This is a genomic window from Caballeronia arationis (genome assembly GCF_001544975.2).
Lineage (GTDB): Bacteria > Pseudomonadota > Gammaproteobacteria > Burkholderiales > Burkholderiaceae > Caballeronia > Caballeronia arationis.
In genome coordinates this window covers 254,190-265,389 of record NZ_FCOG02000001.1, presented here as the reverse complement: position 1 = coordinate 265,389, position 11,200 = coordinate 254,190, and the positions used below count along the sequence as shown (strand labels likewise).

The 11,200-nt window shown below is 63.4% G+C and carries 9 protein-coding genes; 2 read left to right on the top strand and 7 right to left on the bottom strand.

What is annotated here, in order from left to right; genetic code table 11:
• The 6 genes from AWB81_RS01230 to AWB81_RS01200 all read right to left on the bottom strand — a co-directional run.
• Nucleotides 1–1,333: PriCT-2 domain-containing protein (locus AWB81_RS01230; RefSeq protein WP_200822467.1), on the bottom strand; the 1,333-nt coding region annotated here is incomplete at its 3' end.
• A 92-nt stretch (nt 1,334–1,425) separates the two neighbouring features.
• Nucleotides 1,426–1,782, bottom strand: coding sequence for a hypothetical protein (locus AWB81_RS01225; protein WP_144444078.1), 357 nt, complete (start codon nt 1,780–1,782; stop codon nt 1,426–1,428).
• 74 nt (nt 1,783–1,856) lie between these two features.
• Nucleotides 1,857–2,066 carry a hypothetical protein gene (locus AWB81_RS01220; RefSeq protein ID WP_062632068.1) on the bottom strand — a complete coding sequence of 70 codons (210 nt, stop codon included), beginning with the start codon at nt 2,064–2,066 and terminating at the stop codon, nt 1,857–1,859.
• 188 nt (nt 2,067–2,254) lie between these two features.
• On the bottom strand, nt 2,255–2,872 hold the full coding sequence (locus AWB81_RS01215; protein WP_062632067.1) for a hypothetical protein: 618 nt from the start codon (nt 2,870–2,872) through the stop codon (nt 2,255–2,257).
• 1,325 nt (nt 2,873–4,197) lie between these two features.
• Nucleotides 4,198–5,565 carry a tyrosine-type recombinase/integrase gene (locus AWB81_RS01205; protein WP_062632065.1) on the bottom strand — a complete coding sequence of 456 codons (1,368 nt, stop codon included), beginning with the start codon at nt 5,563–5,565 and terminating at the stop codon, nt 4,198–4,200.
• A gap of 397 nt (nt 5,566–5,962) precedes the next feature.
• Entirely contained in the window at nt 5,963–8,020 is a 2,058-nt protein-coding gene (locus AWB81_RS01200; RefSeq protein ID WP_062632087.1) for a putative bifunctional diguanylate cyclase/phosphodiesterase, read from the bottom strand.
• Between the two features lie 165 nt (nt 8,021–8,185).
• Here AWB81_RS01200 and AWB81_RS01195 point away from each other — a divergent pair, with 165 nt between their 5' ends.
• Together AWB81_RS01195 and AWB81_RS01190 are read left to right on the top strand one after the other, a co-directional pair.
• Nucleotides 8,186–9,118, top strand: coding sequence for a 2-hydroxyacid dehydrogenase (locus AWB81_RS01195; RefSeq protein ID WP_062632064.1), 933 nt, complete (start codon nt 8,186–8,188; stop codon nt 9,116–9,118).
• Between the two features lie 158 nt (nt 9,119–9,276).
• On the top strand, nt 9,277–10,638 hold the full coding sequence (locus AWB81_RS01190; protein ID WP_062632086.1) for an MFS transporter: 1,362 nt from the start codon (nt 9,277–9,279) through the stop codon (nt 10,636–10,638).
• Here the strand turns inward: AWB81_RS01190 and AWB81_RS46735 are convergent.
• Nucleotides 10,595–11,197: a glycosyltransferase family protein gene (locus AWB81_RS46735; RefSeq protein ID WP_235025683.1), complete on the bottom strand. Its 603-nt coding sequence runs from the start codon at nt 11,195–11,197 to the stop codon at nt 10,595–10,597. The two genes, AWB81_RS01190 and AWB81_RS46735, sit on opposite strands and share 44 nt — an antisense overlap.
• Nucleotides 11,198–11,200: the final 3 nt, after the last annotated feature.

Sequence of the window (11,200 nt, the reverse complement as noted above, 5' to 3'; positions counted from 1 at the left end):
GAAATTGCGTTTCGGGGCTACTCTGCGTGGCCTCATTAGGCCGACCATCCCCGGCTCGATTACGCCGATCCGTGACATCGGTAACGTACACATGCTCGCGCACCCAGGCGGGTGCGGGATCGGCGCCCTGCACCACGACCGGCGTGAGAAGATCGCGCACCTCGCCGATTTGAAAGTGCATGCCCGTTACTTCCTTCAGCCGTGCCTGGAGCGTACGCACCAGCTTTTTGCGCGCAAGCGGGTCCAGATTTGCATCGCACCGGATCAGCGTCGGCAGCGTGTCATGCAACCGCGCCTCGTCGTTGGCCGCCTTGATCTGCTCCTGCCAGTAGTCGACTCGCTCACGTTTCCGCGCGCTGCTCGCCTCGTCTTCCATCTTGACGACGGTGCCGAACGTGACTGGCTTCACACCGGGCGAAGTCCTGAGACGGTTCCACTTTTTTTCGACCACGCCGTCTTCATACTTCTCGCCGGTCGCGCTCCATTCGATGGCGGCCTGGAGCCATGCGTCGGGCTCCCCAAGGCCCGTGCCCTGATGGTGCATGCCGCGCAGCACGTTCAGCCACTCAGGTTCCGGCATGTCGGGGTCCATCTTTGCCAGGATGGAGCGCGCGACTTCGAGCGTGATGCCGGGAAGCGGTGGTACGGCGTGGGCCAGCGCGCCGAACTCATCGTCCACGACCGCAAGCGTCGGGAGCCCTAGCGTTTGTTTTCCGTGTGTCTCTTCTCCGGGCGCAGCGTTCGACAGGTAGTAGTCCGGGTTCAGGTACCCACCACCGGGATGCTCGCCACACTTAAACTTGGCGCCCTGGTTTTGCACAGGCCGGTACATAATCCGGTCGGCTTCCAACGAGCCACGGTCGAGTTGCGCAAGAAAAAACGGTGCGATGGCTTGAACCAACGGACGGTGTTCGGCACGCAAAATATCACGCCCGGACGGAACAATCACGCGGATACGCGGTTTATCCGGCGTATGTGACCGCGTCGTGTGCCACACATAGGCGAAGGGCGCGAGCACGTCACCCCGCTCGAGCGCGGCAAACAGGCGTGCAGTGTCGTGGTCGAAGTCGAGCGCGAGTGCCGAGCTATATTCGAAGGAAGCGCCGTCGCGCTTGTTTCCATTGAACGAGGCGAACGCGGCGAACGGATCGTGCGCCTTTGCATTGTTCCTTGCCGGCGAACCCAGTGACATGAAGGCGCTGTGCAGCATGGGATTCTGCTTCGGCGTTGAGGTGAGCCGAGTCAAGCCGGCGAAGTCGAGCGTTTCCGTCTTGTTGATTGCGCCACGGTCGCCCTGGCCGAGCGACACCAGCACCGGACGTTCGACCACCACGGGATGGACTTGCGGGATTTGGTTTACTGACATAATTTTGTTATGTATAGGATCGCCCCGGGGTCTGCTACGGACAGTCCGGGGATTTCTTTCTAATCCGCAGCGCGGGCCAAGTAGAAGTCGGGGGCCAGTTCCTGCCCCGGCGTGCTAAGCGACTCGCAAAAGCCGAACGTGGCGCCCTTACCGGGCACACGCGGTAGCGCCAAATGCTCCATGAACACGGGGCGGAGGCGCGGGCCGAACAGTCTGGCGGCGTGCGGACAAAGGCGCCAGTATGCGGAGGACGCCACATCGCGCGCGAGCGAGATAATCACGCACAAACCGGGCTCGCCGGGCAACGTGATCGCGCGATGCAGCCAACGAAAAATGAACGCGCTTTCGTCGAATTTCGCGTCGGATTCGAGGGCACGCAGCAGGTCGCCCAAGTCGTTATTGAAATAGAGCGTCAACGCCGAAAGGGCGACAATTTGCTCGTCGTCCCAAAGCCGGTCGTGGCACTCTCCAAACACGCAATACCGATCTTTCATACTGCACCTCCGCTGAGCAGTGCTTGCAGATCGGCGACGCGCCAAGCGAGGCGGCCATTGATGCGGATAGGACGGATCGGCCCGTTTTCCAGACACGCCCACTTGCGAAGCGTTTGGGGCTTGCGGTTGATTGCAGCGGCGGCGTCCCCCGTGGGAAGAACCTTAGGAAGCGCGTCGCAGTTCATAGCAGAGTGTTTTGCTTTCATCGTGGTTTCCTTTCCCGCCTACGCGGGCTCGTTAGTTCACAATGAATTTCGCCAGCGGGGATTTTTCCCGCCAAGCAGCAACAAAAAAGCCAGCAAACCCTTACGGATGCTGGCCGCGGAACTTATTTATCAACGCGGGGAAAACGCGCAGGAAATCAGTTTCCCGCGATTCCCGCGATTCCCATGCGTTATGTCTTCTCCTTTTTCGCCCACCAGTGCGTGCCTTGCAATGCTTCGCGTTGCACGGTCCCGGCGCTGCTAATCCGCCCGCGCGGCCCGTGAATCCGGCGTTTCTGCATTTCCTGCATAACGCGGTGCGAATACCCCTTGAGGCTGTCGCGGACATCGTTCGCAGTATCTCGGTCAAAGAATTCGTCAGCGATTCGTCGCGCCTGGACACGCCAATCCGAATCATCTTCCGGCCAACTGGGATCGGCCGCTGACGCGATGGCTTCGCTATTCAGCGCCTCACCGCCGCCGGCGCTCGGCGGTTTCGGTGCTACGGCGATAGGAGTAGCCGGCATATCTTGGAGGCGTATGCCCAACCCTTGGCACCATTCGTCTAGGTCTTTGCGCAACAGGGTAGTCTGCATGTCGTTAACCGCGCCATCATAGTCCCCGTTTTCGTAGTCCACGATGGACCAACGAACGATCTGCGCCGGCAATTCGCTGCCCTCTATGGCCTCCACGATCAAGGCGACGAAATCCTGCGTGCAGCCAGAATCCCCGGAAATGAGCCGCGCTGCTTCGAAGACGGTAATTTTCTTCCGAAGCAATAAGGCTCGCAAGCCTTCGACGTCGTGCATCGTTTCTCCCTTGTGATGCTTTCGTAGAGGCCGGACTAAGCGTCCGGCGGCCTGCAATATTTCGTCAAATAGGGTGCTGACGCATCTCGTGACGAGTCACCGTAAGGCTCTTAAATTCTATCGCGACACGTCTGGATCAACACCAATGAACGGAAGACGATGACGAGCAACCGACACGCGTACGAACGTATCGACTTCATAAAATGGAGCGGGAAGCGTGAGCCTGAAAACATCACACCTGGCAACAACGTGCATGGGGGAAATCGGCCCACCCAAAATGAACCGGCCAGCGTTGACGGATGCCATGGCTTTCGTGCGCGACCGCGACAGCTGACTGAATATTGACGAGAAAGCCTCTTTGTTCTCACGCGGCACGCCGCGTTCCCTCAACGGCGCGCGCGAGCTTTAGCGTATTGTTATGGCCATTTTCCGGACTCCCGTAAAGACTGTGCCGAAAGACGACTTGCGCCGAAGTGTGAAAGGGGCGAACACAACTCCGGGCCCGTCGGGATGGAATCATAGTGTCGGTCCAGAAGCCGCATTTGACCATGCGCTTCCAGTTGCTGCTGCCCAGGCACTTTCGCCTTGCGGCACTTGCGGGGCCCCAGGACGCAGCACATACCCGTGATTGCCCTTGCCTCGTCTTCAGTGCAAGCGCAACCGTCGCGGCGTGTCACCGTGATCGTGTACTCGTCGTCAAGATCAGTCGACGCCTGACGAGATTTACCGGGCAGTTCGGGAAAGATTTAGGCATGGAATCGGGTACGTTTGTGGATATGCCCGCGGACCGCCCACACTTCGACCCGCCCGACAAGGTCGCGACCGAAATCGAAAGCACGCACTGCATCGACGTTGCGTCGGCCTTGCTTGGGTTTCTGTCAATCAGGCCGCCGGCTTTCCCAGAGCTTTTTTACAGCCTGCCGATGACCTTCCGCGGGGCTGCGGTACAGTCGCCGCTCTCTCTTCCAGGGCGTCCATGGATGCCGCGAGGTCCTCGACGGCGCTCTCGGCACAGCCAGCTGGACGCAAAGTGCGTCAGTGCCACCTGCAGTTGCCGATGGGATCAGGTGTTGCGCATTGACCTGGTACTCCACGTACCGTTGAATGTCGGGCCTTACCGCTTGTGCCCCCCCTAATTGGGCATCGCGGGCGTCGGTCATCATCGCGATGTGTACGCTGGATACTTAAGAACGAGCAATGGGCTTGCGAACATCCACGCACAACCTGCTGGCAGCACAGGTAGATCGTCTTGCCCGAACTTTTTCCTGCGCCGGCGTCAGGCGACGGTGCGGCCCCGCGACGCCGGCGCTGAGACTCGATCGCGGTTACTTCACGGCTCGCAGGCGGATTTCGGCATCGGTCTCGAGAAATTCCACTCCAGCCTGCTCCAGAATCCACGACTCAATCCTGCTGTGCCACATGCGTAACAGGTCGAGCGGGCGACGGCGATAGTGCTTCTCGGCAATCGCGCTCGGCTTGTGGCCTTGGATTTGCGCCACGATACCGACCGGGCATTCCACCCATTCACTCAGCGTTCCGAAACTGCGGCGCAGTCCGTGAAGGCTGACGTGGGGCAAACCAGCGGCTTCAAGGGCCCGAGTGTGCGCTATGCGAGGCTCGGCGAGCTTGCCATCCGCGGACGTTTTACTGGCGAAGACCCACGGCGAAGGCTTCCATGCCTCGCCGTGGCGCTCAAGGCTCCCTGGCTCGCGGAGGTTCGGTGGCGTGTCATTCATGCGTTTAAGGTCGAGCAACATGGAATGCAGATAGGGCGTGAGCGGGATGACGCGGCCTCCGGCCTCGACCTTGTCGGCAATTGCCAGGCTGCGCCATTGAAAATCCACGTCTTCCCATTTGAGCGCAGCCATTTCCTCGCGCCGTGCGCCGGTCAGCATCAGTGCCTGAAGGTAGACCGAAATGACCGGGTTCCGGATCTTCCGGACGGCGTCGAACCACGCGGGCAACTGCTCACGCTGAAGCACGTCGCCCTCTTTCGCATTCACCCTTGGCACAGCTTCCTTCACGCTGCGTGCTTTGTAGGCATCAGCCGGGATGACGCCTCGATAAATGGGCGTGTCGTCGGCCCATCGGATGAAGCCACGCAGCAGGCGATACGAAAGTGCCGTCATGGTCGGTCGCTCGACGGACTGTGATTCCAGCCATGCGGCGATGCATTCACCGGTCATCGCGGACAGTTTGAGCGTTCGAAGGGAGGCGAGCGGCCCGGCCACGGTGAGACCCTCGCCGCGCTTCCTCGGCTTGCCACCCTCGTCGGCGTGTTGCACATGGTCCTGAAAGTGGCGCTCGCTCCAGCGTGGCTTGCGCGCCGCGATATACATCGCCCATGCATCGGCGAAGGTCGCATCCTGCCTATGCGCTTCAGCCTTGCGAGCCTCATGGGCGGCGCGTACTTTGGCAGCCTCTTCGCGTGGGTCTTTGCCGCTATCAATAAGTCTTTGCAGGCCGCGCGCTTCCTCTCGGGCCTTTTTGATTGGCCAGCTTAGCGGGTCGCCAATGGTCACGCGCACTGTGCCGCCGTGAATCTTCCCTTGAAAAATGTACGACTTCGTACCGCTCGCCGTCGCACGCAACCCCAGGCCGGGCGCATCGCTGTCCCACAGGAACGCCTGGGATTTGCCTGCCGGGCAGGCATAACCCGCGACCCGCGACGCCGTGAAACTAACCTTTGCCATTGTCGCCCCCTCGGATTAGATTGCAGGCTTCCATGTAACCTCCATGTAACCCGATTATGCGACAAACCGTTAATCAAGATCAACAAAAAAATCCGTAGGTATCTGGCTTATACCCTTTATTGGCGCACGTCTGCCGAGTTACATGACCTTCAATCAACAAAGAGAAATGTTGATGAAACATACAGACACTCGGACTCTTAATCCGTAGGTCGAGTGTTCGAGTCACTCACGCCCCACCAAGATTCCCGAACAAAAAGCCCGGTCTTTCGATCGGGCTTTTTGCATTTCGAAGCCTTTGTCGCTCAGCGAATGCCATGTTCGCCGGACAGAGACGGCGTCCCGATCCACCCTGACGTGATCGCATCGCGCCACCCACCGCTTCGGGGAAACGCAGCGACTACGCCGCCCCCCAAACCATCTCCCCCGCCGGCGCCGGTCTTCCCAGCAAATATCCCTGCAACGAATCGCACCCCAGCTTCGTCAGCAAATCCCGCTGCGCCCCGGTCTCCACCCCTTCCGCGACGATATTCAGGTTCATCGTCTGCCCGAGCGCGATGATCGCCGACACGATCGCCGCATCCTCCCCATCCTGCGCCAGCTCGCTCACGAACCCGCGATCGATCTTCAACTCGCTCGCCGGCAGCCGCTTCAGATAAAGCAAACTCGAATACCCCGTCCCGAAATCGTCGATGGAAATACGCACGCCGAGCGCCCGCAGCCGATGCAGGATATGCAGGCTCGCATCGACATCGTGCATCGCGGTCGATTCGGTGATCTCCAGCGTAAGCGCCGTCCCATCGATCCGATGCCGCGCGAGTGCCGCCTCCACGGCCGGCACCAGCCGGCTGTTATTGAACTGCAGCGCCGAAATATTGACCGCGACCGTCAGCGCCTCTTGCCCCGTGCGACGCCAGATCGCCACCTGCCGGCAGGCCTCGTCGATCACCCATTCGCCGATCTGCACGATCAGCCCGGTCCGCTCCGCGAGCGGAATGAAGCGATCCGGCGAAAGCATGCCGCGCGTCGGATGGTTCCAGCGCAACAGAGCCTCGACGCCCGTCACCGGCCCGCTCGGCGCCTGGAATTTCGGCTGATAGTAAAGCACCAGTTGCTCGCGCTTCTGTGCGAGCCGCAGGTCCTGCAGCAGATTCAGATGATCCTCGCTGTTCGCGTTCATCGAGCCTTCGAAAAAGCACGCCTGGCTACGGCCGAGCGACTTCGCGTGATACATCGCAACATCGGCGTTCTTCAGCAGTTCGTGCTCGTCGGCGCCGTTGCCCGGATAGATCGCGATCCCGATGCTCACCGACACCCGCAAATCATGCCCCGACACCTGAAACGGCTCGCCGATCGCGGCGACGAGCTTGTCGGCGATCGTCGCGGCATCGCCCGGCTCGCGCACGGAAGCGACGAGCACGAATTCATCGCCGCCCACGCGCGCGCTCGTGTCCTGTGCGCGCACGCTCGCGCGGAGGCGGTCGGCTGCCTGCGCGAGCAGCATGTCGCCGACGTGGTGACCGAACGTGTCGTTGATCGCCTTGAAGCCGTCGAGGTCCAGGAACATCACGGCGAAGCGCCCTTTCTCGGCGTTCGCATGATCGATCGCCTGTTTCAGACGGTCTTCCAGCAACAGCCGATTCGGCAGCTTCGTCAGGTTGTCGTGCAGCACGAGGTATGAAAGCTCCTGGTTGGCTTCCGCAAGCGACGTCGACAACGCAGCGGTGCGGATTTCCAGCCGCATGTCGAGCACCGAAGTGATCAGCGCGACGGCCAGCACCGCAATCGTGATGACGATGATCGGGAGCGCGAGCGAATCGCTGGAGAACCCGCCGCTCGACGCGCCACAGACCGAACCGAGCGGAAACTGCGCGGCGGCCATGCCGGTGTAGTGCATTGCGACGATCGCGACGCCCATCACGAGCGCGGCGCCCATGCGGTAGCTGCGCACGCGCGCGCTGTGGCTGCGCAACTGGAACGCGATCCACAGCGCCGCGCCGCCCGCGACGACTGCGATCACGACCGACACGCAGACGATCATCGGCTTGTAGACGATGCCCGGCTCCATCCTCATGGCGCCCATGCCGGTGTAGTGCATCGCCGCGATGCCGCCGCCGAGCAGAAGCGCGCCCGCCAGAAGGCGGCGCAGCGGCAGCTCGGACCGGCTGCCGAGCCAGAGCGCGAACGTCGAAAAGGCAATCGCGATCAGGAGCGACAAGAGCGTCAGGCCGATGTCGTAACCGAGTGAGATCGGCAGGTCGAACGCGAGCATGCCGATGAAGTGCATCGACCAGACGCCGACCCCCAGCGCGACCGCGCCACCGCCGAGCCACCAGCGCGCCGCGACGCGCCGCGCGCTGCTGATGCGGCCGACCAGGTCGAGCGCAGTGTAGGACGCGAGCACGGCGACCAAAAAAGAAAACAGCACCAGTAGACTGTTGTAACTCCCGACCAGCATCTTGAGGTCCTCCCCGAACAACTCGCGTATTGACGGCCAAAACGCCGGTCGCGTCTTCGTTTAACGTCCGAAGGCTGCACATTCTGAAGGGCCGGCCTACCGGATTCGAATGTTTCTTCGTCGATTTTTCACTGTCTGGTTAACGTCCACCACTCGCCGAGCCTTATGCTGCCTACTCTTCTCGTCCTGATCCCGCTCGCGGTCGAAAATCGCGCTCCCATTTCCGCCACGTTCGACGTCGTCGATGCTCCCGATCCGGACTCGCGCGAGCAGGCGATCGCCGGGCACGGCGAGCGGATTCGCGCGGTGCTGACCAACGGCACGACCGGCATCGCCGCGAGCGACATCGAGCGCCTGCCGAATCTGGAACTGATCGGCGCGCTCGGCGCGGGCTACGAGAACATTGCCCGCGACGCGGCGAAGGCGCGCGGCATCGTCGTCGTGAACGGCGCGGGGACCAACGACAACTGCGTCGCGGATCACGCCTTCGCGTTGCTGCTGGCCGCCGTGCGCGCGATCCCCGCGCTTGATCGCGCGTGCCGCGAGGGCCTCTGGCGCGAACAGTTGCCAATGCAGCCGAATTTCTCGGGCAAGCGGCTCGGCGTCGTGGGGCTCGGCACCATCGGGCAGAAAGTGGCGCGGCGGGCGTCGGGCTTCGAACTGGAAATCGGCTATCACAACCGGCGCCCGCGGCCGGACGTACCCTACGCGTACTTCGATTCGCTGATGGCGCTCGCGGGCTGGGCTGATTACCTCGTCGTGACGACGCCGGGCGGCGCGGCGACGCATCATCTGATCGACGCCGACGTGCTCGAAGCGCTTGGGCCGAAGGGCTATCTGGTGAACGTGTCGCGCGGGAGCGTCGTCGATACGGCGGCTCTCGCCGATGCGCTCGCGCACGGCGCGATCGCGGGCGCGGGTCTCGACGTGTACGAAGGCGAGCCGGCGCCGCCCGCGCTGCTGACGGGCTCGGCGCGCGTCGTGCTGACGCCGCACGTGGGCGGCCGCTCGCCGGAAGCGCTGGCGGCATCGGCGGCGCTCTTCGTCGAAAACGCGACGCTCCATTTCTCCGGCCAGCCCGTGATGACACCTGTTTGAAAGCCTGCGCGGCGCCTGTCTGCGCAAATCCGCGGGTTCCCGTATCGTGTCGGACTCAATGTCCGCTTAATCCCGCTTTGTCCGTCCAATCCGATCCGCTCAAGACCGTGTCGACCGAGAATACTTTCAAGAATCCGCCGCGCGACCCCGACGCACCGATGACCCCGCTCGAACGCCGCGGCATGGCGGCGCTTTGCCTCGGCGTGGCGCTCGCCACGCTCGACACCGCCATCGCCAACACGGCGCTGCCCGCCATCGGCCACGACCTGCACGCGACACCCGCCGCCTCCGTCTGGATCATCAACGCCTACCAGCTCGCGATGGTCGCGACGCTGCTGCCGTTCGCGGCGCTCGGCGGCATCGTCGGACAACGGCGACTCTATCTCGGCGGGCTGATCGTGTTCACGGTGGCCTCCGCTGTCTGCGCGCTCTCGTGGTCGCTGCCGACGCTCGTCGCCGCGCGGCTGCTGCAGGGGCTCGGCGCGAGCGCGATCATGAGCGTCAACACGGCACTCATCAGCGCGATCTTTCCTCCGCACCGGCTAGGACGCGGCGTCGGGCTGAACGCGCTCGTCGTCGGGATGGCGTTCGCGGTCGGGCCGACGGTCGCCTCGATCGTGCTCTCGCTCGGAACCTGGCCGTGGCTCTTCGCGGTGAATCTGCCGGTCGGCGTGCTCGCGCTTTGCATCGCATGGCCGGCGCTGCCGCAGACGCCACGCGTCACGCACGGGTTCGACCGCGTCGCGGCGGCGCTGAACGTCGTCACCTTTGCGGCGCTGATTTTCGCGCTCGGCGAAGCGGCGCAGCGCGCGTCGCTCGAGGTCGTGCTGACCGCGCTCGCGACGACGCTGATCGCGGGCGGATTGCTGCTGCGACGCGAGCGCGGTCATCCAGCGCCCATGCTCCCCGTCGATCTCTTCAGGCGCCCGATGTTCGCGCTTTCGACGATGACCGCCGTCTGCTCGTTCGCGGCACAAGGGCTGGCGTTCGTGTCGCTGCCGTTCTACTTCGAGACCATGCTCGGACGCACGCAGGTGGAGACGGGTTTTCTGATGACGCCGTGGTCGGTGCTTGTCGCGCTGATGGCGCCGATTGCCGGCCGGCTCTCGGACCGTTATCCGCCGGGACTGCTCGGCGGGATCGGCCTCGCGATCATGTGTGGCGGAATGATTTCGCTCGCGATGCTGCCCGCCGATCCGCACGCGTTCGAAATCGGCATCCGGATGGCGATCTGCGGGGCGGGCTTCGGTTTTTTTCAGTCGCCGAACCTGAAGGCGTTCATGGCGAGCGCGCCGCGCGAACGCGCGAGCGGCGCCTCCGGCGTCGTGGCGACGGCGCGCCTGCTTGGCCAGGCGACCGGCGCGGCGCTCGTCGCGCTGTGTTTCGGGATCGCGGGAAAGCACGGGCCGGGACTCGCGCTCTCGCTCGGCGCGGCGTTCGCCGGGGCGGCGAGCGTCGCGAGCGGCCTGAGACTCGTCACGCGGGATTCGGGCGTGCGGGCGCTGGAAGTGAAGGAGTAAGTGCACCGCGGACCGACTCGACAACCGGCGCCCAGTCGCCGAGCGTCGTCTGCCTGAAAAGACGCATCGTCGGGTACCAGGGGCTGTCGTCGCGATCGAGCATCCAGCGCCAGTCGTGGTTCGCCGGCAGCAGCACCCAGACCGGCTTGCCGAACGCACCCGCGAGATGCGCGACCGACGTATCCACCGTGATCACGAGATCCAGCTGTTCGACGAGCGCGGCGGTATCGGCGAAATCTTCGACGTGGTCCGTCAGGTCGTGAGGCTTGAGCGCCGAGCCTTCGAGTTGCACGCGCGCCGCGCCCTTCTGTAGCGAGAACCACGCGACGTCCGGCACGCCGGCGAGCGTATCGAGCGCGGCGAGCGGCATAGAACGGAAGCGGTCGTTGGCGAAGGTCGGGCTGCCCGCCCACACGATACCCACGCGCCGCCGTTCGCCCGCCCGTTTCGAGACGCGCCGCGGCCATTCGCCGATGCGCGCGGCGCTCACGTGCAGGTACGGATGCCCCGCGGGCACGCCCGGCTCGGTGCTCGCTACGCGATACGGCACGCTCATCATCGG